The organism is Bradyrhizobium sp. SBR1B (genome assembly GCF_014198205.1).
Lineage (GTDB): Bacteria > Pseudomonadota > Alphaproteobacteria > Rhizobiales > Xanthobacteraceae > Bradyrhizobium.
Genome location: NZ_JACIHC010000001.1, coordinates 134,230 through 159,127, shown reverse-complemented (window position 1 = coordinate 159,127; position 24,898 = coordinate 134,230). Strand labels below are relative to the sequence as shown.

Below are 24,898 nucleotides of genomic sequence, written 5' to 3'. Positions count from 1 at the left end.
GCAATAGGCGGCGGGAGAAAGTCCAAGATGGCCTCTGCAGCGGAACAACTGGCAGCCAATCTCAATTTCGGTGCGTTTGCCAAGGCTGACGAACTGAAGAAGCGCATCTGGTTCACCCTGGGTGCGCTGCTCGTTTATCGGCTCGGGACCTACATCCCGCTCCCCGGCATCGATCCCAATATCTGGGAGCAGGTGTTCCGCTCGCAGGCGGGCGGCATCCTCGGCATGTTCAACATGTTCGCCGGCGGCGGCATCCACCGCATGGCGATCTTCGCGCTGAACATCATGCCGTATATCTCGGCCTCGATCATCATCCAGCTCCTCACCACCGTCTCGCCGCAACTCGAGGCGCTGAAGAAGGAAGGCGAGTCCGGCCGCAAGCTGCTGAACCAGTACACCCGCTATCTCACGGTGATCCTGGCCGCGTTCCAGTCCTACGGCATCGCGGTAGGCCTAGAGGGCGCCGGCAACGTCGTCAGCGACCCCGGCCTGTTCTTCCGCCTGTCCACCGCGATCACGCTGACCGGCGGCACCATGTTCCTGATGTGGCTGGGCGAGCAGATCACCTCGCGCGGCATCGGCAACGGCATCTCGCTGATCATTCTCGCCGGTATCGTCGCCGAGCTGCCCGCCGCGCTCGCCAACATGCTCGAGCTCGGCCGTCAGGGCGCGATGTCGACCGGCCTGATCCTGGTCGTCATCATCATGGCGGTCGCCGTGATTGCCTTCATCGTGTTCATGGAGCGGGCGCAGCGCCGTCTCCTGATCCAGTATCCGAAGCGCCAGGTCGGCAACAAGATGTTCGAGGGCCAGTCCTCGCATCTGCCGCTCAAGCTCAACACCTCAGGCGTGATCCCGCCGATCTTTGCGTCCTCGCTGCTGCTGCTGCCGACGACGGTTGCGAACTTCAACGCGGGCAGCGGGCCGGAATGGTTCCAGTGGATTACGACCCAGCTCGGCCACGGTCGTCCGCTCTTCCTGATCATGTACCTGGCGCTGATCGTGTTCTTCGCCTTCTTCTACACCGCGATCGTGTTCAACCCGACCGAGACCGCGGACAATCTGAAGAAGCACGGCGGTTTCATTCCGGGCATCCGTCCCGGCGAGCGCACTGCGGAATATATCGACTACGTGCTCTCGCGTATCACCGTGCTTGGTGCGATTTATCTCGCGATCGTCTGCTTGATCCCGGAGATCCTGATCTCCTACGCCTCGGTGCCGTTCTACTTCGGCGGTACCTCACTGCTGATCGTGGTCAGCGTCACCATGGACACGGTGGCGCAGGTTCAGGGCTATCTGCTGGCGCACCAGTATGAAGGCCTGATCCGCAAGTCGAAGCTGCGCGGCCGCCGTAGATGAGCAGGGAGCTCGCGCGCCGAATCGCTTTCACGATCGGCGCGCTGCTCCTCTTCAGGCTCGGCACCCAGATTCCGGTCGCGGGTGTCGCGGTGCATGGCGGGTTCGCGGCAAACAAGATCGCCCCGCTTTCGATCTTCTCGCTGTCCCTGTTTCCTTATCTGACTGCCGCAATTCTTGTTCAGCTCGTCGCTGTGGTGTGGCGAAGGCTGAGGGCGCTCGAACGATCGGGCGAGGCCGGTCGGCGCAAGCTGGCGCGTATCACCCTGATCCTGACGCTGCTCCTTGCTACGTTTCAGGCCTTTGGCATCGCCTCGACCATGCGGCAAATGCCGGGACTTGTCGTCCATCCCGGCGACTGGTTCGTCTTGAGCGCCACGGTCTCGCTCGTCGGCGGCGTGTTCGTTCTGATCTGGCTCAGTGAGCAGATCACGCGTCGCGGAATCGGCAATGGCCTCGCGCTCGTCCTAACCGTCAGCATCGTGGCTTCGCTGCCGTCCGATGTTGCGACCCTCCTCACCCAGCTGCGACGAGGAGCGATCTCCGGCAATGTTCTGGCGAGCAACGCGGTCTTCCTGATCGTGGTGGTCGCGCTGATCGTCTTCGTCGAGCGCGCGCGGCGTAACCTTCCGGTGCAGTTTGCCGCGCGCCGCGTCGGGGAGCGCTCGCTGCCTTCGCGTTCGGCGGTGCTGCCGCTCAAGATCAACAGCGCCGGTTACCTGTTGCCCGCGACCGTCGCGCCCTGGGCGATCTCGCTGCCAGTGATTTTTGCCGGCTTCATCTTCGGTGCCGATGACGGATCCTGGGTCGAAACCATCAGCGCGCATCTTCACTTCGGCGAGAAGGCTCACATCGTTTTCGGATCGATCGCGGTATTCGCGCTCGCCTTCGTCTACACGGCCTTTGTCATCGATCCCGATCATGCCGCCGAATCGCTTGCCCGGCAGGGCGGCGTGATTCCCGGCGTCACGCCGGGCGAGGCAACAGCTAGCTATCTCGACCGCGTGGTGTCGCTGACCACCGTGATCGGCGCCAGCTACCTGACTGCGCTTTCGTTGATTCCCGAGGTGTTCTTGGCCTACGGGAATGCGCTAGTTTATAAAATGGGTGGTGGTGCGGCGCTGATTGTGGTTTGCACTATTCTCGATCTTCAAACACAGGTGCGCGAGGTATCGCTCACCAATCCGGGGGGCGTACGCCGATGAGAATTATACTTCTGGGACCGCCGGGGTCGGGCAAGGGGACCCAGGCGCAGCTCTTGGTGCAGCGTTATGGCATCGTCCAGCTCTCGACCGGCGAGATGCTGCGTGCCGCGGTTGCGGCCGGTACGCCAGTCGGGCTGAAGGCCAAGGAGATCATGGCCAGCGGTGCTCTCGTGCCCGACGAGGTCGTGGTCGGAATCATCTCGGATCGGATCGACCAGCCGGATGCCCGCAACGGCTTCATCCTCGACGGTTTCCCGCGCACCGTGCCGCAGGCCGAGGCGCTGGACGAGTTGCTCAAGCACAAGCACCTCAAGCTCGACGCCGTGATCGAGCTCCGCGTCAACGAGAGCGCGCTCCTGAACCGTGTCGAGACCCGCGTCGCCCAGATGCGTGAGCGCGGGGAGGAGGTCCGACTCGACGACACCCCGGAGGTTCTGACCAAGCGGTTAGCCAATTACCGCAACCAGACGGAACCGCTGATTCACTACTATTCCGAGCGGCGGAAGCTCTCGACCATCGACGGTATGATGGCCATCGACGAGGTCACCCGCGCCATCCATCGCCAGCTCCTGGCGCTGGGGGCGGTCGAGCCCAAGACCCACGCCAAAAGCGCAGCCAAGGCGGGCCCGGCCAAGAAGGCCAAGGCGAGCAAGACGGCCAGGAAAACAGCCCAAAAACCGGCCAAAACGACCAAAAAACCCGCCAAATCGGCCAAAAAGGCCGCCAAGACGGCGGTGAGGGGTCCCAAGAAGACGGCCAAGAAAGCCGGCAAGAAGGCCGCTGGGAAGACCGTCAAGAAAGCGACGAAAAAGGCAGCCCAAAAGACCGCCAAGAAAGCTGTCAAAAAGGGTGCCAGAAAGGCCGCAAAAAAGGTCACGAAAAAGCGAGCTAAGCGCTAGCGGCGGTTGACGAAAGCCCCTGGAATCCCCTAATAAGCCCCGCATCCAAGTCGGATAGTTTCAAACGATGCCGGGCCCCAGGAAGACCAGGGGTGGGCGTCGTGTTCGCGTTTGTGAACACCTGCCCGAGAAACCAAGCACTTAAAGACCGATTCCTGACGAGGGATCGGCAACAGGAGAGAAGGCCGTGGCCCGTATTGCCGGCGTGAACATCCCGACCAACAAGCGCGTGCTGATCGCGCTCCAGTACATCCATGGCATCGGCCAGAAGATCGCCGGTGAGATCCTGGAGAAGGTGAAGATCCCCGTGGATCGTCGCGTCAATCAGCTGAGCGACGCCGAAGTGCTCCAGATCCGCGAAGTGATCGACCGCGACTATCTCGTCGAGGGCGATCTGCGTCGTGAGGTCGGCATCAACATCAAGCGTCTGATGGACCTCGGCTGCTATCGCGGCCTGCGTCATCGTCGCGGCCTGCCGGTGCGCGGCCAGCGTACCCACACCAATGCGCGCACGCGCAAGGGTCCGGCCAAGGCCATCGCCGGCAAGAAGAAGTAAGTTTTCGAATCCAATCGCGGCGTGTGGCGAACAGGGATGACCCGTTCGCCACGCGCCTTTCGTTCCACAGGTGTAGCCGCTGGCATTACGGCGGCGTTTGAGATCTTCAGGAAAGGTACTCTATGGGCAAGGAAGCCACCCGCGTTCGTCGTCGTGAGCGCAAGAACATCGCCTCCGGCGTCGCGCACGTGAACTCGTCGTTCAACAACACGACCATCACCATCACCGACGCGCAGGGCAACACGATTGCCTGGTCTTCCGCCGGCACGATGGGCTTCAAGGGCTCGCGCAAGTCGACCCCGTACGCCGCGCAGGTTGCTGCCGAGGACGTGTCCAAGAAGGCGCAGGAGCACGGCATGCGCACGCTGGAAGTCGAAGTCGCAGGTCCCGGTTCGGGCCGCGAGTCGGCACTCCGCGCGCTTCAGGCCGCAGGCTTTACCGTCACCTCGATCCGCGACGTGACCACGATCCCGCATAACGGTTGCCGTCCCCGCAAGCGTCGGCGCGTTTGATCCCGAGTTGCGGGCGCATTGGCGCCCGCAATGACTTTTCTAAGAAGCCGCGGGAATGATCCGCGGCCTTTCTCCAACGCCAGTATTTGAGCTCTCAAATTGACTGGCCTGTATGGGTGAAACAGTGACGATCCAGAAAAATTGGCAAGAACTGATTCGACCGAACAAGCTCCAGGTCACGCCCGGCAGCGATTCGAACCGTTTCGCGACCATCGTCGCCGAGCCGCTCGAGCGCGGCTTCGGCCAGACGCTCGGCAACGCGCTGCGTCGCATCCTGCTCTCCTCGCTCCAGGGCGCGGCGGTGCAGTCGGTGCACATCGACGGCGTGCTGCACGAGTTCTCCTCGATCGCTGGCGTTCGTGAGGACGTCACCGACATCGTGCTCAACATCAAGGACATCTCGATCAAGATGCAGGGCGAAGGCCCCAAGCGCATGGTCGTGAAGAAGCAGGGCCCGGGCGTCGTCACCGCCGGCGACATCCAGACCGTCGGCGACGTCGTGGTGCTGAACCCGGATCTGCAGATCTGCACGCTCGACGAGGGCGCCGAGATCCGCATGGAGTTCACGGTCGCCACCGGCAAGGGCTACGTGCCCGCCGAGCGCAACCGCCCCGAGGACGCGCCGATCGGCCTGATCCCGGTCGACAGCCTGTACTCGCCGGTCCGCAAGGTCTCCTACAAGGTCGAGAACACCCGTGAGGGCCAGATCCTCGACTACGACAAGCTGACCATGACGATCGAGACCAACGGCGCGATCTCGCCGGATGATTCCGTGGCTTACGCCGCGCGCATCCTGCAGGATCAGCTCAACGTGTTCGTCAACTTCGAAGAGCCGCGCAAGGAAGTCGCCCAGGAGATCATCCCGGACCTCGCCTTCAACCCGGCCTTCCTCAAGAAGGTGGACGAGCTCGAGCTGTCGGTGCGTTCGGCCAACTGCTTGAAGAACGACAACATCGTCTACATCGGCGACCTCGTGCAGAAGAGCGAGGCGGAAATGCTCCGCACTCCGAACTTCGGCCGCAAGTCGCTGAACGAGATCAAGGAAGTGCTGGCCCAGATGGGTCTGCATCTCGGCATGGAAGTGCCGGGCTGGCCGCCGGAGAACATCGACGAGCTCGCCAAGCGCTTCGAGGATCACTACTGAGCGAGTTGGGAGTGGCGAATAGCGAATAGGGAAGATCATCCATTCGCCATTCGCTATTCGCTATTCGCGACCTAGGGCGAACGCAGGCAGCCCACCTGAGCAACATGTCCGACGAACCGTCGCGGCAGTTTTTACGTAAGGAATAGTCAAATGCGTCACGGCAAGGTTCATCGGAAGCTCAATCGCACTGCCGAGCATCGCCGCGCGATGTTCGCCAACATGTGCGCCGCGCTGATCAAGCACGAGCAGATCGTCACCACGCTGCCGAAGGCGAAGGAATTGCGCCCGATCGTCGAGAAGCTCGTCACCCTCGGCAAGAAGGGCGGGCTGGCCATGCGCCGCCAGGCCATCTCCGAGATGCGCGACAAGGACCAGGTCAAGAAGCTGTTCGACGTGCTGGCGCCTCGCTACAAGGACCGCCAGGGCGGCTACACCCGCATCATCAAGGCCGGCTTCCGCTACGGCGACAATGCCGCGATGGCCGTGATCGAGTTCGTCGATCGCGACGTCGATGCCAAGGGCCAGGATTCCGGTCCGGTGCAGGAAAAGGAAGCCGAGGCGGCGTAAGCCGATCGGTATTGAATTCAGAGAGCGGCGCCTTCGGGCGCCGCTTTTTTTGTTGGCCGTCGCCGATACCTTATCGGTGCTCGTCTCGTAGTCCCGGGTTTCGCCGTGGCGACGAGCCCGTGTCCTTCTCACGCGTGAGTGAGCGCCAATTGCGATCTCATGTCGAGCGCCCGATATCTCCACCGACATCGATGGAGATGAGACATGAAGATCGACCTTTCCGGAAAGACCGCCCTCGTGACCGGCTCGACTGCCGGCATCGGCCACGCCATCGCCAGAGGCCTAGCAGCCTCCGGCGCCAGTGTCGTGATCAATGGGCGCGGCCAGGACAAGGTCGATGCCGCCGTGCGCAAGCTGGAAGGGACGGGCGCGAAGGTGCGCGGTATCGCTGCCGACGTCTCGACCGCAGCGGGCTGCAAGTCGCTCGTTGCGGCGCTGCCCGAGGTCGACATCCTCATCAACAATGCCGGCATCTTCGAGCCCAAGGATTTCTTCGAGATTCCGGACGAGGACTGGAGTCGTTTCTTCGAGGTCAACGTCATGAGCGGCGTGCGGCTGTCGCGGGCCTACCTGAAGGGCATGCTCAAGCGCAATTGGGGCCGCATCGTCTTCATCTCATCGGAGTCCGGGCTCAACATTCCCGTCGAGATGATCCACTACGGCATGACCAAGACGGCCCAGCTCTCGGTCGCGCGCGGTCTGGCGCAGCTCACCCGCGGCACCGGCGTCACCATCAATTCCGTGCTGCCGGGCCCGACCATGTCGGAGGGCGTCGAGACCTTTGTGAAGGATCTCGCCAAGCAGAACGGCCAGTCGGTCGACGAGGCTGCGGCCAATTTCGTCAAGCAGCATCGCCCGAGCTCGCTGCTGCAACGCTTCGCCAGCGTCGACGAGATCGCCAACATGGTGGTCTATGTTGCGTCGAAGCAGGCGTCCGCGACCAACGGTGCGGCGCTGCGGGCCGAGGGCGGCATCGTCAACACCATCGCCTGAGCCGCGCATGACAGCCTATGTGATTTCCGAAGTCGAGATGCGCGATCCCGACGGGTTCGAAGCCTATCGTGTGCTCGCCGCAGAGACGATCGCGCAGTATGGCGGGCGTTATCTCGTCCGCGGTGGCAAGGCCGAGCTTGCCGAAGGCAACCTTCCAGCGAAGGCCATCGTCATCGTCGAATTCGCGTCGATGGCGCGGCTGAAGGAATGGTACGCCTCGCCGGAATATGCCGAGGCGCTGAAGCTGCGGCAGACGGCGCTGGAGCGGCGGCTGCTGTTCGTCGAGGGCGCGGCGGAAGCGTAGGAGCGGTAGGGTGGGCAATGCGACTTGTCCGCCGTAGCTCGAAGAGCGAAGGCGGAAGCGTGCCCACCACTCCTGTCCTCGTTGAGCGTTGGTGGGCACGGCGCAAGTGCGCCTTTGCCCACCCTACGAGGCCTTCGCCTACCATCCCTCCAGCACGATCTTGCCGCGCGACTTGCCGCTCTCAAGCAGCGCATGCGCGCGCTTGAGGTTGGCGGCGTTGATCGTGCCAAAAGTCTGGTCGAGCGTGGTGCGTAGCACGCCTTTGTCGACGAGGTCGGCGACGTCGTTCAGCAAATGATGCTGCGCGATCATGTCTGATGTCTGGAACGAGGAGCGCGTGAACATCGATTCCCAGTGCACCGAGATCGCTTTGCCCTTGAACGTGCTCATGGTGAATTCAGGGGGGTCGTCGATCAGGCCGAACCGGCCCTGCGGGGCCATGAACTCGGCGATCGCCTTGTAATGCTGATCGGTGAAGGTGAGGCTCGCCACCAGCGCGACCGGCGGCAGCTTCAATTTTTCGATCTGCTCCTTCATCGGCTTGCCGTGGTCGATCACCGCATGCGCGCCGAGATCGAGGCACCATTTCTGCGAGTCCGGCCGCGTCGCGGTGGCGAGCACCGTGAGGCCGGTGAGGCGGCGCGCGAGCTGGATCAGGATCGAGCCGACGCCGCCGGCGCCGCCCGTGATCAGCAGCGTGCGCGGATCGACGCTCTTCCCGGGCACCGCGCCGAGCCGATCGAACAGCAATTCCCACGCGGTGATGGAGGTGAGGGGAAGGGCAGCGGCTTGCGCGAACGACAGGCTCTTCGGCTTGTTGCCGACGATGCGTTCGTCGACCAAGTGGAATTCGGAATTGGTGCCCTGGCGCAGGATCGAGCCGGCGTAAAACACCTCGTCGCCCGGGTTGAACAGCGTGACTTCAGGCCCGACGGCGTCGACCACGCCGGCCGCGTCGTAGCCCAGGATCTTGGTCTCGCCCTCGGGCGGCGCTGCGCGCTTGCGTACCTTGTAATCGACCGGATTGGCCGAGATCGCCTTCACCGCGACGCGGATGTCGCGCCCTTTGGGCTCGGGTTTTGCGGTCTCGAAATCGATCAGCGCATCCTGATCCTCGATCGGGAGCGATTTCTTGTAGCCGACGGCCTTCATGGCTTGTCTCCATCAGATGGGGCGCAGCTTGGCATGGGCGCGCCTGACCTGCTAACTGTCGCGCTGGCTCCAATTTGGCAAGTACTGTAAATTCGGGGATATAGTCCCTGTTTGGATACTATTGGGAAAATACGCATGAAACGGCGCGATTTTGCCCGTCGCCCGGGCTGCTCGGTCGAGGCGACGCTGGATCTGATCGACGGCAAGTGGAAGGGCGTGATCCTCTACCATCTGCAGAGCGGCACCCAGCGTTTCGGCGAACTGCGCCGCCGGATGCCCGGCATCACCCAGCGCATGCTGACAAAGCAGCTGCGCGCGCTGGAGGAGGACAAGCTTGTCATCCGCAAGGTCTATGCCGAGGTGCCGCCGCGCGTCGAATATTGCCTCTCCGAGCTCGGCGAGAGCCTCAAACCGGTGATCGACATCCTGAAGGCCTGGGGCGAGAGCCACCAGCAGCGCCTGTCCTGCGCACCGGCGCCGACGGTCGTGAAGAAGCCGAAGCGCGCGGCGTGAGTTGGTCGTAAAGCTGGCGCCTCACTCTCGGTGTCATCCCCGCGAACGCGGGGATCCATAACCCCAGGAAGAAGTTGTAGCGCGAGCGGCCAACTCTGAGACTTCGCCAAACTACTCCCTGTGGTTATGGGTCCCGGGTTCGCGCTTGCGCGCGCCCCGGGACGACAGCGAGTTTAGAACGCGAACTGCGTGCGCATCGCGACCGCATCGAACTTCGAGCCGACATCTGCGGTTGAGATCGGCGAGGCTTGCCTCGACACCGTGCCGTGCAGATAGTCGAGCATGAAGCGGACGTTGCCGTTGACGTACCAGTTGAGCGCCAGCGTATAGACGGTCTGCCGTCCGCCGGCGATGCCGGTCGCCGTGCCCAACTGATTGTTGAGGTCGATCGTCGAGAAGCGCCCCGCGATCTCCCACGCACCCCAGCCGCCGCCGTCGAGCGAGAACGGATGCGCCGGCTTGACGCCGCTATAGGCCGCGTTCGCCGCGTTGTAGCTGCGGCCTTCCCCCGTCAACACGTAGCCGGCCTGCGCGTAGCCGCCCTGGAATTTCAGGCTGGGTGCGCCGACCAGCGGCACGCCGGTGTTGGCGGTCCGGTCGACATTGTACCAGAAGTACTCGCCTTGAACGATGAGCGGGCCGTAGGTCGCCGCGGCTTCGATGCTGTAGACCTGCGCACCCGAGGCATTGGCGATCGCGCCGGTCGAGATCAGCGTGGTGGGGTCGAGACGCAATTCCGGACGATCGCTGAGCGTGACGGTCTGCGTATTGGCAATGAGATTGCGCGGCGGCTGGATCAGCCACTGGGCGTCGGCGCCGATATGCACCGAATAGTCCTTGCCGCTGATCGGGTTGCCGGCAATGCGCGCCACAGCGCCGTATTGCTCGCTCGTGCCTGCCGGTGCCGCGCTGGAAGCCGAGTGGATCGCGCCGGTCGATGGCCCCGTGACGTAGCCGCCGATCCAGAGCTGGTCGTTGTACCACCGCGTACCGGCCGCGGAGCGGAAGTCGCCGGCGGCGATATTGGTCGCGATGATGCCGGCCGAGGCGCGCTCCATGAACATGATGTCGTTGGAGCTCGTGGCCTCATCGAGCGTGTAGGGCAGGTCCATGATGCCGGCTTCGATCGCCATCTTGCCGCCGAATGGCTTCAAGCCGGTGTAGCTGAGATAGGCGTTCTCGACGCCGGAGAGGCCGCCGCCCGGCAGTGATCCAGGGGCCGTGCCGCCAAAACCGTCGGACGTGCCGCCGAAATCGTAGACCAGCGCGAAGTTCCAGTCGTTGAAGAATTTGCCGGTGACGCCGATGCGCGCGCGGCGGACGTTCTGGCCGCTGTCGAGCTTCTGCGGCACGGTCGCTGCCGTGTTGGGACGATAGTCATAGCCGCCGACATCCCAGTGCAGGCGGCTGGTGATGGCGACGCAATTGGCCTGGTCCGCGGTGCAGATGGTCGGCCGGTTGTTCGGCATGGTCACGACGACGCCGGATGCCGGTGCCGGGCCCTTGACCGGGATCGCCGCGTTCGCGTTGGCCACGGCGACCTTCGCCTCCGACCGCGCTTCGGCCTTGGCCTCTGCCTTTGCTTCGGCTTTGGCTTTTGCCGCGGCCGCCGTGTTCGCCGCGGTCTGGCTCTGGAGCTTGTCGAGCTTCTGCTCCAGCATCTTCAGCTGCTGCTTGAGCAGCGCGATCTCCTGCTCGCTGCTGCTTGCTGATTGGGCCTGGGCCTGCGAGGCCGCCAACGCTCCGGCGAGGCCAATCGCCGTGGCTGCAATCCTTGTCCTGCTCACGTCATGACTCCATGGTTTGACCAATTCCCCAAGTCGTAGGCGGTGAGGCTAGGAACGATTGATGACTGCCCCGCGACGACGCGCATCGGTTGCCTGGTTCCCGGTGATGTAAATTCGCCGCAACCGAATCCACCGCGAGCAAGGATGCAAGATGATGCGTGTCATGCCAATCCACGAGGCAAGACAAATCGCCGTTCCGCACGCTTGGCTTGCAGGCCGTAGACGTCAGACCGAGGCCGAATATTGCCGCCCGGCGCCCTTCTATTGGGGGACGAACGCGCCTATATTCCGGCGTCTTTTCCAAGAGGTAGGAATGTTTCGATCGATCCGGACCGCCGTCGTCACGGCATTGTGCATAGGCTTTTCCGCCCACTTCAACCCGGCTGCTGCGCAGGACCGTCGGGTCCCGTCATCGCCGGCCGAGCTGCGGCTGTCCTATGCGCCGATCGTGCAGCGGGTGCAGCCGGCCGTGGTCAACGTCTATGCCGCCAAGGTGGTGCAGAACCGCAACCCGCTGCTGGACGATCCGATCTTCCGCCGCTTCTTCGGCGTGCCGGGCCAACAGCCCGAGCAGATGCAGCGCTCGCTCGGCTCCGGCGTCATCGTCGATGCGTCCGGCCTCGTCGTCACCAACGTCCACGTCATCGAGGGCGCGGACCAGGTGAAGGTGTCGCTGTCGGACAAGCGCGAGTTCGAGGCGGAGATCCTGCTGAAAGATACGCGCACCGATCTTGCCGTGCTGCGCCTGAAGGACACCAAGGAGAAATTCCCGACCCTCGATTTCACCAATTCCGACGAATTGCTGGTCGGCGACGTCGTGCTCGCGATCGGCAATCCCTTCGGCGTCGGCCAGACCGTGACTCACGGCATCATCTCGGCGCTGGCGCGCACGCAGGTCGGCATCACCGACTATCAGTTCTTCATCCAGACCGATGCGGCGATCAATCCCGGTAATTCCGGCGGCGCGCTGGTCGACATGGCCGGCAAGCTCGCGGGCATCAACACCGCGATCTATTCGCGCTCCGGCGGCTCGCAAGGCATCGGTTTCGCGATCCCTGCCAACATGGTGCGTGTCGTCGTCGCCTCCGCCAAGAGCGGCGGCAAGGCGGTGAAGCGTCCCTGGCTCGGGGCAAAATTGCAGGCGGTGACGCCCGAGATCGCCGAGAGCCTCGGCCTGCGTTCGCCGACCGGCGCGCTGGTCGCGAGCGTGGTGTCGAACGGCCCCGCCGCGAAGGCCGGCCTGAAGTCCTCCGATCTCATCACTGGGATCGATGGCCAGACCGTGGATGATCCCAACGCCTTCGACTATCGCTTCGCCACTCGTCCGCTCGGCGGCAGCGCGCAGATCGACGTGCAGCGCAGCGGCAAGCCGCTCAAGCTGACGGTGGCGCTGGAGACCGCGCCCGATACGGGACGTAACGAGCTCGTCGTCACCGCGCGTTCGCCGTTCCAGGGCGCGAAGGTCTCGACCATCACGCCGGCGGTCGCCGACGAGCTACATCTTGACGCCGACACCGAGGGTGTCGTGATCACCGATCTCGGCGGCGACAGTGCGGCCGCAAATGTCGGCTTCCAGAAGGGCGATATCATTCTGGCGGTCAACAACCAGAAGATCAGCAGGACCGGCGACCTCGAAAAGGCGGCCGGAGAGCGCCCGCGGATCTGGCGTATCACGCTGGTGCGCGGCGGCCAGCAGATCAACGTCACGCTGGGCGGATGAGTCCGAAGCGACCACAAACGCCAACGCTCTTTGCCGCGGCGGGGCTCGACCACGACGCTCCGCATCCGCTGCCGGACCGGTTGCGCCCGCGCGCGCTGTCGGAGGTCGTGGGCCAGGACCACATCCTCGGTCCCGACGGGGCGCTGACGCGCATGCTGGAGACGCGCACGCTGGGATCGCTGGTGTTCTGGGGCCCGCCCGGCACCGGCAAGACCACGGTGGCGCGGCTGCTGGCGGATGCGACCGACCTGCATTTCGAGCAGATCTCCGCGGTGTTCTCCGGCGTCGCCGACCTGAAGAAAGCTTTCGACGCCGCGCGCGCCCGCCGCGAGATGGGCAAGGGCACGCTGCTGTTCGTCGACGAGGTGCATCGCTTCAACCGCGCCCAGCAGGATTCGTTTCTGCCCGTGATGGAAGACGGCACCGTGGTGATGGTCGGCGCCACCACGGAGAATCCGTCCTTCGAGCTCAACGCGGCGTTGCTCTCTCGTGCGCGCGTCTTGGTGTTTCGCTCGCTCGATGCCGCCGCGATCGAAAAACTGTTTGCGCATGCCGAGGAGGTCGAAGGTCGCAAGCTGCCGCTCGATGCGGAAGCGCGCGCGGTGCTGGTGCGCATGGCCGATGGCGATGGCCGCGCCTCGCTGACGCTCGCCGAAGAGGCCTGGCGTTCGGCGCGGGCGGACGAGATCTTCAATGCCGCGCAGTTGCAGGAGATTTTGCAGCGCCGCGCGCCGATCTACGACAAATCGGCCGACGGCCATTACAATTTGATCTCGGCGCTGCATAAGTCGGTGCGCGGCTCCGATCCCGACGCCGCGCTGTATTACCTCGCGCGCATGCTCGATGCCGGTGAGGACCCGCTGTTCCTGGCCCGCCGCGTCGTGCGGATGGCGGTGGAGGACATCGGCCTTGCCGATCCGCAAGCGCTCGTCATCGCCAATGCGGCCAAGGACGCGTTCGATTTCCTCGGCCATCCCGAAGGCGAGCTCGCAATCGCGCAGGCCGTCGTCTATCTCGCCACCGCGCCGAAATCGAATGCGGTCTACACCGCCTTCGGCACGGCGATGCAGGTCGCCAAGCAGGCCGGCTCGCTGCTGCCGCCAAAGCACATCCTCAATTCGCCGACCAAGCTGATGAAGTCCGAAGGCTACGGCGCATCTTACGAATACGACCACGACGCCCCCGACGCCTTCTCCGGGCAGGACTACTTCCCGGAAGCCCTGGGCCGCCAAACGTTCTACGACCCGCCCGAGCGCGGCTTCGAGCGGGAGATCAGGAAGCGGCTGGATTATTGGGCCAAGCTGAGGAAGGAGCGGGGCGGCCCGCGCTAAAAACGGCCATTTCGCCGTGACGGGACCCGGCTTTTGGGGTACGCAGGCAACCATGAGCCGCCGCATCAAAAGAACCGATCCAAAGCCCCGCTCGCGCGACGAGCGCAAGGAATCCCGCCCGTTCAAGGCGCGTAGCGCGTCTAAGGCTGGACCGCGGCCGGGTGGCAAGCCCGGCGGCAGCAAGCCGCCGCGCTTTGCCGGCGAGCGCGCCGAGCGGCGCGCGCCGAAAGCCGAGCTGGAAAGGGCCGCGCCCGAAAAGCCCGTCGAGGCGCTGCTGCCGACCAAGGTGCAGACCGTCAAGGTGACCGCCGACGAGAACAACATGCGCGTCGATCGTTTCCTCGAGGCGCGCTTTCCCGGCCTGTCGTTCTCCCACATCCAGCGTGTCGTCCGCAAAGGCGAGCTGCGCGTCGACGGCAAGCGCGTCGACAGCAAGGACCGCCTGGAGGAGGGCCAGAGCGTCCGCATTCCGCCGCTCAAGCTCGACACGCCGAAGGGCGTCGGCGAGCTCTCGGAAGCTGCCCAGAAGACCCTCAAGGCGCTGAAGGAGATGACGATCTTTGAGGACGACGACGTCCTCGTCCTGAACAAGCCGGCCGGCCTTGCCGTGCAGGGCGGCTCGGGCATGACGCGGCACATCGACCAGATGCTGGAGGTGATGCGCGATTCCAAGGGCCAGAAGCCACGCCTGGTGCATCGTATCGACCGGGAGACGTCAGGCTGTCTGCTGGTCGCCAAGACGCGGTTTGCCGCTTCGCATCTGACCGGCGCGTTCCGCTCACGTTCGGCGCGAAAAGTCTATTGGGCGCTGGTGCCGGGCCTGCCGAAGCCGAAGCAGGGCCGCATCTCGACCTTCCTCGCCAAGGAGGAGAGCGAGGACGACACCATCATGCGCATCGCCCAGCATGGCGACGAGGGCGCCAGCCACGCGGTGACATATTACGCGGTGGTCGAGACCGCCGGCAACAAGCTGACCTGGGTGTCGCTGAAGCCGGTGACGGGACGCACCCATCAGCTGCGCGCCCACATGGAGCATATCGGCCATCCCATCGTCGGCGATTCCAAATATTTCAACATCGAGAACTGGCAGCTGCCGGGCGGCCTGCAAAACCGGCTGCATCTGCTGGCGCGCCGCATCGTCATTCCGCATCCGCGCGGCGGCGTGATCGACGCCACCGCGCCATTGCCGCCGCACATGCAGCAGTCGTGGAATCTGCTCGGGCTGGATGCAAGCCGGTTTGATCCAATCGAGAACGCGCCTGAAGAATAGCCGGGTTGAACGGGGGTGGTAGACCCACGACATATCCTCCATGACACGGCTCTCGATCTATCTTGTGCTGTTGGCCGCGCTATGTGTGGGGCAGGCCGCCCACGCGCAATACGTGCTGCCGGACGCTTCACGGCTCGCCCCACCGCTGCCTCAGCCGCCACCGCCGCCGAAGATCGAGGTGCCGCAGGTTCCGCAAGTCGACGCGCCGCCGCGCTACAACTACCAGCCGCTTCCGCGTAACTCGTTCAGCGATCGCGTCACAAAGTGCCTCGACGCCGCCGCAGCTGCGGGACTGGGCCCAGCCGATCGCGGCACTTACTCACGCGCTTGCGCGAACTAGCAGCACTCATGGTCGTGGCGAAGCCATGACGAGACAGATAATCTGACCGACGACAGGGACCGAAAAAACGATGCGCGAATTGTTCGAAGAAGCAGCAGGGCAACCCCCGCCTGACCCGCGGGAATCGGCGCGCGCGTCCGCGCGCCCGCCGCAGCGCAAGCGCTTCTACAAGGAGGCGAGCGCGACCGAAGCCGAAGGCGGTTTCGCCATCACGCTCGACGGCAAGCCGATCCGCACGCCCTCCGGCCGCCAGGTGGTGATTCCGTCGCGCGCGCTCGCCGATGCCGTGGCCGCGGAATGGGCGGCTCAGGGCGAGAGCATCGACCCCATGACCATGCCGCTGACGCGGATCGCCAACAGCGTGGTCGAGGGCGTTGTCGACCGCGTCGAACTGGTCAGCGACGACCTCGCGAAATATTTCGAGTCCGACTTGCTGTTCTATCGTGCCGGCCATCCCGAAGGGCTGGTCGCCCGCGAGGCCGCGCATTGGGATCCCGTGCTGTTCTGGGCCGCGGAGACGCTGGGCGCGCATTTCATCCTGTCCGAGGGCGTCATGCATGTGAAGCAGCCCGACGAGGCGGTCGAGGCCGCGCGCGCCGCGCTGCCGGGCGACGCCTGGTCGGTCGCCGCACTCCACGTGGTGACGACCCTGACCGGCTCGGCGCTGCTGGCGCTGGCGCTGGCTCATGGCGTGCGCGACGCCGGCCAGGTCTGGGCCGCCGCCCATGTCGATGAGGACTGGAACATCGACCAATGGGGCGCGGACGAGGAGGCCGCCAGCCGCCGGGCCACCCGTCTCAGGGATTTCGAGGCCGCCGTGGCGGTTCTGGCGGCGGCAAAGGCGTCCGCAGCCGAAGGTCCTTAACGAGAGGTTTACGACGGTGGCCTTAGGGTGTGGCCAGCGCTCCATGGGCCCCTGAGATGCCGACGCCGGTCACTTCCATCCTCCCCGTCAGTGCCGCCAGCCCCGTTGCTGATGCGACGACGCCCGACCTCGTGCTGCAGGCCGGCAGCGTCGTCGATGCCAGGGTCGTCAGCGTGATGGCCAACAATCTGGTGCGGATCGCGATCGCCAACCTTTCGATGGACGTGATGTCGGAGGTGGCGCTGACGCCGGGGCAGAATCTCCAGCTGGCGGTCTCGCAGAACGACGGCACGATCAGGCTCGCCGTGATGAACGGGGCAGGCGAGGCCACTGCCGATCAGATCACGCTGACGCCGCGTGCGGCTTCGCTCGTGGAAAGCCCGCCGCTGGCGCCATCCGCAGCCGCGACACGCAACACGCTGACGCCATTGGAGCAGGTCGCCGTCACCGCGGCCTCGGCCGAGGCCGCCACAAAACAAGGCAGCCAGGCGCCACTGTTCGCCAATCTGGCATCCGTCGTCACCGGCAGCGATCTGCCTGCGGGCTTGAAGCAGGCCGTGCTGGACGTGCTGGCGCAGCAGACGCCGCTCAGTCCCGGGCTCGATGGCGCCGATGTCGAAACCGCGTTCCAGAAATCCGGCTTGTTTTTCGAGGCTTCGCTGGCCGCGGGCGCGAGGCCGCCCGCCGGCACGACGCCCGACCTGAAGGCGGCGCTGCTGGTGCTGCGCCAGACGCTGACCACGCTCGAAACCGCCGCGCCACAGGGCGCTGCAACTCCCGCTGCGACGACAGGGACACCGCAGGTCGCCACTGCGCCTGCTCAGGCCGCAGGTGAGGCCGCGCAGTCCGCGTCCGCTTCCGGCCCCGAGATCGCGCAGACATTGCGCAGTGCCAATCTCGCGGCCGCGGTGCTGGCGGACGTTGCCGGCAACGCTCAGCAAGCCGCGATGCCGCGCACCATGTCCGCGGGGCTTGCCGCGAGCCTCCTGCAGGAGGTCACGAAAAACCTGCCGCGCCTGACCGGCAACGTGCCCGGCTCGAACAAAGCCGTGCCCGACGGCCACATCTTCGAAGCAGCCGCACGTGCGACGCCACCGCCGTTCCGTGGTGCATTGCCCTCGCCGCAGGCGATTGCCTCGCCCTCGCTCGTGCCGGACACGCCGCTGTCCGCAACCGTGCATCGCCTGCTCGACGACACCGATGCCGCCATCGCGCGGCAGACATTGTTGCAGGTCGCTTCGCTCCCGGATCGCACCAACGCCAGTGGCCACCGCATCGACCCGGCAATGCCGCAGTGGAATTTCGAGATTCCCTTTGCAACGCCGCAGGGCACCGCGATGGCACAGTTCGAGATTTCGCGCGATGGCGCTGGCGAATCCGCCGATGCCGCCAAGCGCGCCTGGCGCGCGCGCTTCTCGCTTAACGTCGAGCCGGCCGGCCCTGTGCACGCGCTGATCACGCTGAACGGCGACATGACTTTCGTGCGGATGTGGGCGGAGCGGCCGGCGACGGTGCAGCAGCTGCGCGCTGGCATCGGCGAGCTCAATCAGGCGCTGACGCGGGCCGAGCTCAGGCCCGGCGACATTCTGGTCCGCGAGGGCACGCCGCCGCAGCCGGCAGCGGCCCGCGCCGGCCACTTCCTGGATCGGGCGACATGAGCGACCCATCCAAGCTCGCCATCGCGCTGCATTACGAAAAGGGTACCAACGCGCCCGTGGTCGTCGCCAAGGGCAAGGGCACGATCGGCGAGAAGATCGTCGAGATCGCCAGGGCTCACGACATCCCGATCGAGGAGAACGAGGTTTTGGCCGGCGCGCTGTCCAAGGTCGAGCTCGGCGAGGAGATCCCGCCGGACCTTTACAAGGCCGTCGCCGAAGTGCTGGTGTTCGTGCTGCGGCTGTCGGGCCGGGGGCGGTAGAGCATGATCTGTCATCGTTTCACCATGGAGCGGCGGCATGGTCGCGATCACTTTCATCGCTTGACGGACATCGATCTTGCTCACCCGCCGCTCCACTCTCGGCCTTCTCGCCGCATCTGCCATCCTGCCATCGCGCGCGCTCGCCCATGTCGCGCCGCCGCGCAACGAGATCCGCGATAGCCTCGCAAAGCGCTTCACCGACGTCGGCACATCAGGCACCTTCGTCGGCTACAAGGTGGAGGACTATCTGGTCGTCGCCAGCGACAAGGAGCGCTCCGGCGAGGGCAAGCTGCCGGCCTCGACCTTCAAGATTCCGAACTCGCTGATCGCGCTGGAGACGGGCGTCGTCACTCACCCCGACAAGGACGTGTTTGCCTGGGATGGCGTGAAGCGTCCGATCGAGGCCTGGAACAAGGATCACACGCTGCGTAGCGCGATCGCGGTCAGCGCAGTGCCGGTCTATCAGGAGATTGCGCGCCGGATCGGGCAGGAGCGCATGCAGAGATATGTCGACGAGTTCGACTACGGCAATCGCGACATCGGCGGCGGCATCGACCAGTTCTGGCTCACCGGGAATTTGCGCATCGACCCGGTCGAGCAGATCGATTTCGTCGACCGGCTGCGGCGCCGCGCGTTGCCGGTCAGCAAGCGCAGCCAGGATCTGGTCGCCGACATCCTGCCGGTGACCAAGGTCGGCGACAGCGTCATTCGCGCCAAATCCGGCCTGCTGGGCGCCGAGCGCGGCGAGCCATCGCTCGGCTGGATGGTGGGCTGGGCCGAGAAGGGCGAGACGCACACGGTGTTCGCGCTCAACATGGATTGCAAGGAGCCGCGACTCGTCAGCGAGCGCATGACACTGACGCAAGCCTGCCTTACCGAGATCGGCGCGATCTAGCCTGTGAGTGGTGCAATCGTTCTCGTCGAGCGCAGCCGCCGTAGGGTGGGCAAAGGCGCGTAGCGCCGTGCCCACGATCTTTATGCCGTAAGCGACGATTCGTGGGCACGCTACGCTTTGCCCACCCTACGGCACCGGTGCAGGCCGAGATGCCTCTCACCCCAACTTGAACAACACCTGCAAAAACTCCTCCACCGCCTTGCGCGACTCGGCAGCCGTCTTCGGATTGCCGCCGACATGCGGGTTGAGCTCGACGTAGGCAGGGGCGACCGCCTCAGGCGGTGTCGCTCTTCTTCGCCGTCAGCGCCTGGTCGATCGCAAAGCCGCCGATCTCGCTCATCGCCTGCGAGATCACGTCGCCCTTGCGGGCAAACCCGGCGGAGAGGAAATCGAACTGCGTCCGCGCCAGCCGCAGCACCTCGATCGGCACGGAGACCGCGGTCGCGTTGAAGCTGTCGACGGAGGCACGCAAGCTGTCCAGCTCGGTCGTGAGCTTGCCGATATGGCTCTCGGCATTCTGCATCACGCCGATCAGCTTGCCGCGCTCGGCATCGAAGGCGGCGCGCTCGGCGGCGGCTGCTGCGGTGACCTCGGCAAGCTGCGCCCGCAGCACCTCGATCTGGCCGACCATGGCATCGGAGGCGAGATCGGCGGCCTCGCGCAGCTCGGCGTTACGCGTGCTCGCATCCAACTGCTCATGATAGAGCCGCTCGGCCGACATGGCCCGCTGCGCCAGCGACTCGATCAGGCTTGCGGCGCGCAGCAGCATCTCGCCGTTCCGCCCCGACACCATGCTGGCCATCCGCCGCAGGAAGTCGATGGTTTGGGACGACGAGTTCGGCGGCAGGGGGACGACCGTCGCGGACATCTCAGTGATGCATGCGTGATGCTCGAGCCAAGGCGTAATGACCGCCGCCGTACCAACTGAGCTCACGCAACATTCGGCGCCTGATCGCGAGCGCGAAGCAAGCCTGAATCGGCAGGCCCGGTCAACCGGGCCGGGCGACCAAATTCGTGCGCGTCAGGCGTCCTTTTGCCGCCCGATCCGGCCCAGATGGGTGAAGCCGAACCCGGCGGAATATTTCAGGCCATAGCCGAGCGCGCGGTCGATGCCGATATGGGCGAGCCAGATCAAGGCGATGGACAAGGTGAGCGGCGAGCCGAGGCCGAAGCCCAGCGTCAGCAGCGACACCGGCGCCATGTAGCTGTGGGCGGCGTTGTAGATCAGCGCGCCGAATTTGGCGTCGGACAGGTATGCCAGGAAGCTGAGATCGGGGACGAAGAAGAGCAGGGCAAAGACCAGCCAGGAGCCGTCCCAGGCCCAGTAAAGCATCACCATCCCGATAAACAGGGTGAGGCCCTCCAGCCGCAGCAGGATGTTGACGCCGCCCGTCGCCGCACCAGTCTCGGCCATTCTCTCGTCCATGCTCGCCTCCCGGGCAAAACTTTGTAATCTCTCACGCTTTTAGCCCGGACAGGGCAGCCCTGCGGCGCGGAAAGGCGCTTTCCGGTCCGCAAAATGCCGTGTTAGAACCCCGCATCACTTAAGAACTGGCGGGAGCAAATGAAACACATCCTGGACGCCCTTGAAGATCGTCGCGCCGGCGCAAAGCTCGGCGGCGGGGAGAAGCGCATCGAGGCGCAGCACGCCCGCGGCAAGCTGACCGCGCGTGAGCGTATCGAGCTGTTGCTCGACAAGGGATCGTTCGAGGAGTTCGACATGTTCGTCGAGCACCGCTCCACCGAGTTCGGCATGGAGAAGAACAAGGTGCCCGGCGACGGCGTCGTCACGGGGTGGGGCACCGTCAACGGCCGCAAGACGTTCGTGTTCGCCAAGGATTTTACGGTGTTCGGCGGCTCGCTCTCGGAAACGCACGCGCTGAAGATCACAAAACTCCAGGACATGGCGATGAAGGCGCGGGCGCCCATCATCGGCCTTTATGACGCGGGCGGCGCCCGCATCCAGGAGGGTGTCGCCGCGCTCGCCGGCTATTCCTACGTGTTCCGCCGCAACGTGCTCGCCTCCGGCGTGATCCCGCAGATCTCCGTCATCATGGGCCCTTGTGCCGGCGGCGACGTCTATTCGCCTGCGATGACCGACTTCATCTTCATGGTGAAGAACACCAGCTACATGTTCGTGACCGGTCCTGACGTCGTGAAGACCGTCACCAACGAGGTCGTCACCGCCGAAGAGCTCGGCGGTGCCTCGGTGCACGCGACGCGCTCCTCGATTGCCGACGGCGCCTTCGAGAACGACGTCGAGACGCTTCTGCAGATGCGCCGCCTGATCGACTTCCTGCCGTCCAACAACAGTGACGGCGTGCCGGAATGGCCGAGCTTCGACGACATCGGTCGTGTCGACATGTCGCTCGACACGCTGATCCCGGACAATCCGAACAAGCCCTACGACATGAAGGAATTGATCCTGAAGGTCGTGGATGAGGGCGACTTCTTCGAGATCGCGGACATGTTCGCCAAGAACATCGTCACGGGCTTCGGCCGCATCGCGGGCCGTACCGTCGGCTTCGTCGCCAACCAGCCGATGGTGCTGGCCGGCGTGCTCGACAGCGACGCATCGCGGAAAGCCGCGCGCTTCGTCCGCTTCTGCGACGCCTTCAACATCCCGATCGTCACCTTCGTCGACGTGCCGGGCTTCCTGCCGGGCACCGCGCAGGAATATGGCGGCCTGATCAAGCACGGCGCAAAGCTACTGTTCGCCTATTCGCAATGCACCGTGCCGCTCGTCACCATCATCACCCGCAAGGCCTATGGCGGCGCCTTCGACGTCATGGCCTCCAAGGAGATCGGCGCCGACATGAACTACGCCTGGCCGACCGCCCAGATCGCGGTGATGGGCGCCAAGGGCGCGGTCGAGATCATCTTCCGCTCCGACATCGGCGACCCCGACAAGATCACCGCGCGCACCAAGGAATACGAAGACCGCTTCCTGTCACCCTTCATTGCCGCCGAACGCGGCTACATTGACGACGTCATCATGCCGCATTCGACCCGCAAGCGCATCGCACGGGCGCTGGCGATGCTGAAGGACAAGAAGGTGGAAGCGCCGGCGAAGAAGCACGACAATTTGCCGTTGTGAGATGACCGTAGCCCGGGTGTGCCCCGCTCATGCGGGGGCTACTGGTCGGAAGCAGGGAAGCGCAGTGACGCCGCGCCGTCGGTCCGAAAAGCAAATGATCGGGGAGCTGGAAGCGGGTCGCGAGCACCTGCTCTCGGCGCCGGCCTCACGAAGGTTGGTATCCTTGCTTCGGCTCCGTCTGCAGTCGATCACTCGGAACTTCTACATTGTACGTTACATTCCAGAACAAACAGAGGAGCTGTACGACGTGCTTGTTGATGGGGGCGCTGTTGTTCATATTGAGCTTCCTCGCGACGTGAGCAGCAGCGAGATCGTCTTCGAGAAAAGCAGTGTTGAGGTGTATCGCAGGACTATTGGTAAAGTGGGTCGTCGTAGACTTGATTTAGCACTCGAGCTTGCTCAACAATGACCGAAGACGATCCGACCGACGAAATCTCCGATATTGAAGATCGCATCGAGCGGCTCGCCGAGATCGCGGAGCGGTGCCGGAAGTACATCCTTGCCTCCAAGATCGCGATCGGGGGCGGGGCGGCGCTGCTGTTGGTGACAATCCTCGGCGTGTTCGGCTTCGGTCAGACCGCAGCCCTCGGATCGATCGCGTTGGTACTTGGCGGGATCGTGTCGCTGGGCTCGAACGTCAGCACGTTGCGGCAGACGGACGATGCTATCAGCGCTGCGGAGGCGCGACGTGCGGCGTTGATTGGCAGCATCGACCTGCGCGTCGTGGCTGATGCACCGCTGAAGCTGGTATGAGGTGTAGGGCGGATTAGCGACAGCGTAATCCGCCAATGTCTTTATCGCCGGGTGCAGGCGTTGGCGGATTACGGCTTCGCCTAATCCGCCCTACGAATTACGAGCGCGCTTTATCCGCCGCAGCGAAATGCGCCATCTGGTCGGCGTGGGCCTTGGCGAACGCCGGGCGGGCTGTGGCACGCGCGACGTAGGCGCGGCAGGCGGGACTGTCCGCCAGCCCGTCGAAACCATCGACGACGCGCAGCACGTCCGACATCAGGATGTCGGCGACGGAGAAGGAGCCGGCCAGCCATTCGCGGCCGGCCAGCACCGGCTCGAGATGCTTCAGCCGAAGCTTGAGGAAGTCGTCCACGAATTTCCACGCCGCCGTGTCGGTCGGATGTCCCATGAACTTCGACATTCCCCAGGGCAGGCTGGCCATCTCCACCGAATTGAGCGCCGCGAACACCCATTCCGTCGCTTCAGTGCGACCGCGCGGATCGGATGGCATCAGCTTCTCGCTGAGCCTGCCGAGATGCAGCAGGATCGCGCCGGTCTCGAAGATCGAGAGGTCGCCGTCGGTCAGCCAGGGCACCTGGCCGAAAGGCTGATGCGCGAAATGTGCGGCGCCGCGATCGTCGAACGGGGCGCTTGCGACGCGATAGGGCAGCGCGGCCTCTTCGAGCGCCCAGCGCACGCGAAGGTCGCGCACGAATCCTCGCGGCGGTTCGGGAACCCAATTGAAGGTGGTCAGGGTGAGGTCGGCCATTTGCTGTCTCCGTGTCCTGGTTCGAAACAAAGGGCGTCCGTTCCGACACCCGCGCCAACTCTTTTTGTCGGCGGCGACTTATCCGGCTAGGTTCGCGCCAAACAACAGGAGGAAATCCGATGCCCGCTGCCTTCTTCGTCGTTCGCGCCATCGTCACCGATCCCGGCAAGCGCGCCGCTTTCGACCGATGGTACGAGACGGAACATGTGCCCGACGCGGTGAAGGCATTCGGCGTGAGCAAAGCCTGGCGATTCTGGAGCCTGGACGATCCCTCGCTGCATCAGGCGATGTATCAGTTCGATGACGAGGCCAAGCTCGCGGCGATGCTGAAGGGCGATGCGCTCAACCAGCTCGTCGCCGATTTCAACCGCGACTGGCCCGACGTCAAGCGTTCACGCGAGACGCTGGTGCTGGCGCAGGAGTTTGCGAAGTAGCGAGGTCCATCCAGGCTACGAATTCTCCATCTCACTTCATTTCTGAATCTGAACACGGGATTCAGCCTTGGTTCATGTCGTGACCGCGACACTCCCTCTGCATCACTTGCCAGGTAGCCTAGAGGACATGTCATGGAGCGCCGGAACTTTTTGAAACTTGCATTGGGAGTGACGGCGGGCGCCGCCGCCTTCGCCGCGACCGCGCAGGCCGCGCCGTTGTCGCCGCAGCCGGTCGGCGATCCCGCGCGCATGCCGCAAGACAACCCCGACGCTCATCCTGCCGTCACCACCGGCGAGGAAGCCGCCAAGCTGACGCCGGAACAGGTTCACTGGCATGGCCGCCACCGGGGCTGGGGTCACCGTCATTGGGGCTGGCGTCGCCGGCGCTGGCACCGCCGCCACTGGTGAGCCGCGGCAAGCCGCGAATTTAGACGGGGATCGCAGCCGCGGTCCCCGTTTCGTTTCTGGCCGCTCAAACTCCACGGCGGACGATTAGTCGGCGGCAAGCCTGAAAACGAACAAGCCTGAAAACGAAAATG

General features: G+C 64.6%; 28 protein-coding genes and 1 pseudogene. 23 read left to right on the top strand and 6 right to left on the bottom strand.

Annotation, left to right across the window (positions count from 1 at the left end):
• Positions 1-27 precede the first annotated feature (27 nt).
• The 9 genes from secY to GGD61_RS00815 all read left to right on the top strand — a co-directional run bounded on the left by secY (position 28) and on the right by GGD61_RS00815 (position 7,536).
• Positions 28-1,359 carry a preprotein translocase subunit SecY gene (gene secY, locus GGD61_RS00855; RefSeq protein ID WP_018322274.1) on the top strand — a complete coding sequence of 444 codons (1,332 nt, stop codon included), beginning with the start codon at positions 28-30 and terminating at the stop codon, positions 1,357-1,359.
• Entirely contained in the window at positions 1,356-2,561 is a 1,206-nt protein-coding gene (locus tag GGD61_RS00850) for a preprotein translocase subunit SecY (protein ID WP_092260217.1), read from the top strand. The genes secY and GGD61_RS00850 overlap by 4 nt, the downstream gene beginning before the upstream one ends.
• Positions 2,558-3,460: an adenylate kinase gene (locus GGD61_RS00845; protein ID WP_092260215.1), complete on the top strand. Its 903-nt coding sequence runs from the start codon at positions 2,558-2,560 to the stop codon at positions 3,458-3,460. Before GGD61_RS00850 ends, GGD61_RS00845 begins: the two co-directional genes overlap by 4 nt.
• A 187-nt stretch (positions 3,461-3,647) precedes the next feature.
• The gene (gene rpsM / locus GGD61_RS00840) at positions 3,648-4,016 is read left to right on the top strand and encodes a 30S ribosomal protein S13 (RefSeq protein ID WP_008549231.1); all 369 of its coding nucleotides are present in this window, start codon (positions 3,648-3,650) and stop codon (positions 4,014-4,016) included.
• Positions 4,017-4,138: 122 nt separating this feature from the next.
• Positions 4,139-4,528, top strand: a complete 390-nt coding sequence (gene rpsK / locus GGD61_RS00835; protein WP_007603045.1) for a 30S ribosomal protein S11 — start codon at positions 4,139-4,141, stop codon at positions 4,526-4,528.
• Between the two features lie 112 nt (positions 4,529-4,640).
• Positions 4,641-5,672, top strand: a complete 1,032-nt coding sequence (locus GGD61_RS00830; RefSeq protein WP_008136316.1) for a DNA-directed RNA polymerase subunit alpha — start codon at positions 4,641-4,643, stop codon at positions 5,670-5,672.
• 150 nt (positions 5,673-5,822) lie between these two features.
• Positions 5,823-6,239: a 50S ribosomal protein L17 gene (rplQ, locus tag GGD61_RS00825; RefSeq protein WP_018322277.1), complete on the top strand. Its 417-nt coding sequence runs from the start codon at positions 5,823-5,825 to the stop codon at positions 6,237-6,239.
• A gap of 204 nt (positions 6,240-6,443) precedes the next feature.
• Positions 6,444-7,232: an SDR family NAD(P)-dependent oxidoreductase gene (locus GGD61_RS00820; protein WP_092260212.1), complete on the top strand. Its 789-nt coding sequence runs from the start codon at positions 6,444-6,446 to the stop codon at positions 7,230-7,232.
• A gap of 7 nt (positions 7,233-7,239) precedes the next feature.
• Positions 7,240-7,536: a DUF1330 domain-containing protein gene (locus GGD61_RS00815; RefSeq protein ID WP_092260210.1), complete on the top strand. Its 297-nt coding sequence runs from the start codon at positions 7,240-7,242 to the stop codon at positions 7,534-7,536.
• Positions 7,537-7,674: 138 nt separating this feature from the next.
• Here the strand turns inward: GGD61_RS00815 and GGD61_RS00810 are convergent, their stop codons facing one another.
• Positions 7,675-8,688: a zinc-binding alcohol dehydrogenase family protein gene (locus GGD61_RS00810; RefSeq protein ID WP_092260208.1), complete on the bottom strand. Its 1,014-nt coding sequence runs from the start codon at positions 8,686-8,688 to the stop codon at positions 7,675-7,677.
• A gap of 135 nt (positions 8,689-8,823) precedes the next feature.
• Here GGD61_RS00810 and GGD61_RS00805 point away from each other — a divergent pair, with 135 nt between their 5' ends.
• The gene (locus GGD61_RS00805) at positions 8,824-9,201 is read left to right on the top strand and encodes a helix-turn-helix domain-containing protein (RefSeq protein ID WP_092260206.1); all 378 of its coding nucleotides are present in this window, start codon (positions 8,824-8,826) and stop codon (positions 9,199-9,201) included.
• A 173-nt stretch (positions 9,202-9,374) separates the two neighbouring features.
• Here the strand turns inward: GGD61_RS00805 and GGD61_RS00800 are convergent, their stop codons facing one another.
• On the bottom strand, positions 9,375-10,988 hold the full coding sequence (locus GGD61_RS00800; protein ID WP_092260204.1) for an OprO/OprP family phosphate-selective porin: 1,614 nt from the start codon (positions 10,986-10,988) through the stop codon (positions 9,375-9,377).
• A gap of 313 nt (positions 10,989-11,301) precedes the next feature.
• Between GGD61_RS00800 and GGD61_RS00795 the strand changes: the two genes are divergently transcribed.
• From GGD61_RS00795 to blaOXA, 8 genes are all read left to right on the top strand, one after another.
• The gene (locus GGD61_RS00795; protein ID WP_018322283.1) at positions 11,302-12,708 is read left to right on the top strand and encodes a DegQ family serine endoprotease; all 1,407 of its coding nucleotides are present in this window, start codon (positions 11,302-11,304) and stop codon (positions 12,706-12,708) included.
• Positions 12,705-14,039, top strand: a complete 1,335-nt coding sequence (locus tag GGD61_RS00790; RefSeq protein WP_092260202.1) for a replication-associated recombination protein A — start codon at positions 12,705-12,707, stop codon at positions 14,037-14,039. Before GGD61_RS00795 ends, GGD61_RS00790 begins: the two co-directional genes overlap by 4 nt.
• Positions 14,040-14,091: 52 nt before the next feature.
• Complete coding sequence (locus tag GGD61_RS00785) at positions 14,092-15,309, top strand: RluA family pseudouridine synthase (protein ID WP_092260199.1); 1,218 nt, start codon at positions 14,092-14,094, stop codon at positions 15,307-15,309.
• 40 nt (positions 15,310-15,349) lie between these two features.
• Positions 15,350-15,649, top strand: a complete 300-nt coding sequence (locus GGD61_RS00780) for a hypothetical protein (protein WP_092260197.1) — start codon at positions 15,350-15,352, stop codon at positions 15,647-15,649.
• Positions 15,650-15,719: 70 nt separating this feature from the next.
• Positions 15,720-16,514, top strand: coding sequence for an ATP12 family chaperone protein (locus GGD61_RS00775; protein WP_092260195.1), 795 nt, complete (start codon positions 15,720-15,722; stop codon positions 16,512-16,514).
• Positions 16,515-16,570: 56 nt separating this feature from the next.
• Positions 16,571-18,172 carry a flagellar hook-length control protein FliK gene (locus GGD61_RS00770; RefSeq protein WP_177237289.1) on the top strand — a complete coding sequence of 534 codons (1,602 nt, stop codon included), beginning with the start codon at positions 16,571-16,573 and terminating at the stop codon, positions 18,170-18,172.
• A complete protein-coding gene (locus GGD61_RS00765; protein ID WP_018322289.1) occupies positions 18,169-18,432 on the top strand; it encodes an EscU/YscU/HrcU family type III secretion system export apparatus switch protein in 264 nt (87 codons plus the stop codon). Before GGD61_RS00770 ends, GGD61_RS00765 begins: the two co-directional genes overlap by 4 nt.
• Positions 18,433-18,508: 76 nt before the next feature.
• Positions 18,509-19,327, top strand: a complete 819-nt coding sequence (gene blaOXA / locus GGD61_RS00760; RefSeq protein WP_092260193.1) for a class D beta-lactamase — start codon at positions 18,509-18,511, stop codon at positions 19,325-19,327.
• A gap of 156 nt (positions 19,328-19,483) precedes the next feature.
• Here the strand turns inward: blaOXA and GGD61_RS40305 are convergent.
• The 3 genes and pseudogenes from GGD61_RS40305 to GGD61_RS00750 form a co-directional block, all read right to left on the bottom strand.
• A pseudogene (locus GGD61_RS40305) lies at positions 19,484-19,588 on the bottom strand (carboxymethylenebutenolidase); the annotation flags it as partial.
• Positions 19,589-19,601: 13 nt separating this feature from the next.
• Positions 19,602-20,195: a hypothetical protein gene (locus tag GGD61_RS00755; RefSeq protein ID WP_177237288.1), complete on the bottom strand. Its 594-nt coding sequence runs from the start codon at positions 20,193-20,195 to the stop codon at positions 19,602-19,604.
• A 153-nt stretch (positions 20,196-20,348) separates the two neighbouring features.
• Complete coding sequence (locus GGD61_RS00750; protein ID WP_018322291.1) at positions 20,349-20,753, bottom strand: DUF4260 domain-containing protein; 405 nt, start codon at positions 20,751-20,753, stop codon at positions 20,349-20,351.
• A gap of 138 nt (positions 20,754-20,891) precedes the next feature.
• Here GGD61_RS00750 and GGD61_RS00745 point away from each other — a divergent pair, with 138 nt between their 5' ends.
• The 3 genes from GGD61_RS00745 (at position 20,892) to GGD61_RS00735 (ending at position 23,177) form a co-directional block, all read left to right on the top strand.
• Entirely contained in the window at positions 20,892-22,424 is a 1,533-nt protein-coding gene (locus GGD61_RS00745; protein WP_091957395.1) for an acyl-CoA carboxylase subunit beta, read from the top strand.
• A gap of 94 nt (positions 22,425-22,518) precedes the next feature.
• Positions 22,519-22,833: a hypothetical protein gene (locus GGD61_RS00740; RefSeq protein WP_143109080.1), complete on the top strand. Its 315-nt coding sequence runs from the start codon at positions 22,519-22,521 to the stop codon at positions 22,831-22,833.
• Complete coding sequence (locus GGD61_RS00735; protein WP_092260186.1) at positions 22,830-23,177, top strand: hypothetical protein; 348 nt, start codon at positions 22,830-22,832, stop codon at positions 23,175-23,177. Before GGD61_RS00740 ends, GGD61_RS00735 begins: the two co-directional genes overlap by 4 nt.
• Positions 23,178-23,274: 97 nt before the next feature.
• On the opposite strand, the gene GGD61_RS00730 is transcribed toward GGD61_RS00735, so the two are convergent.
• Positions 23,275-23,925: a glutathione S-transferase family protein gene (locus GGD61_RS00730; protein ID WP_092260184.1), complete on the bottom strand. Its 651-nt coding sequence runs from the start codon at positions 23,923-23,925 to the stop codon at positions 23,275-23,277.
• 119 nt (positions 23,926-24,044) lie between these two features.
• Here GGD61_RS00730 and GGD61_RS00725 point away from each other — a divergent pair, with 119 nt between their 5' ends.
• Complete coding sequence (locus tag GGD61_RS00725) at positions 24,045-24,359, top strand: hypothetical protein (RefSeq protein ID WP_177237287.1); 315 nt, start codon at positions 24,045-24,047, stop codon at positions 24,357-24,359.
• A 132-nt stretch (positions 24,360-24,491) separates the two neighbouring features.
• Entirely contained in the window at positions 24,492-24,767 is a 276-nt protein-coding gene (locus GGD61_RS00720) for a twin-arginine translocation signal domain-containing protein (RefSeq protein WP_092260182.1), read from the top strand.
• Positions 24,768-24,898 lie beyond the last annotated feature (131 nt).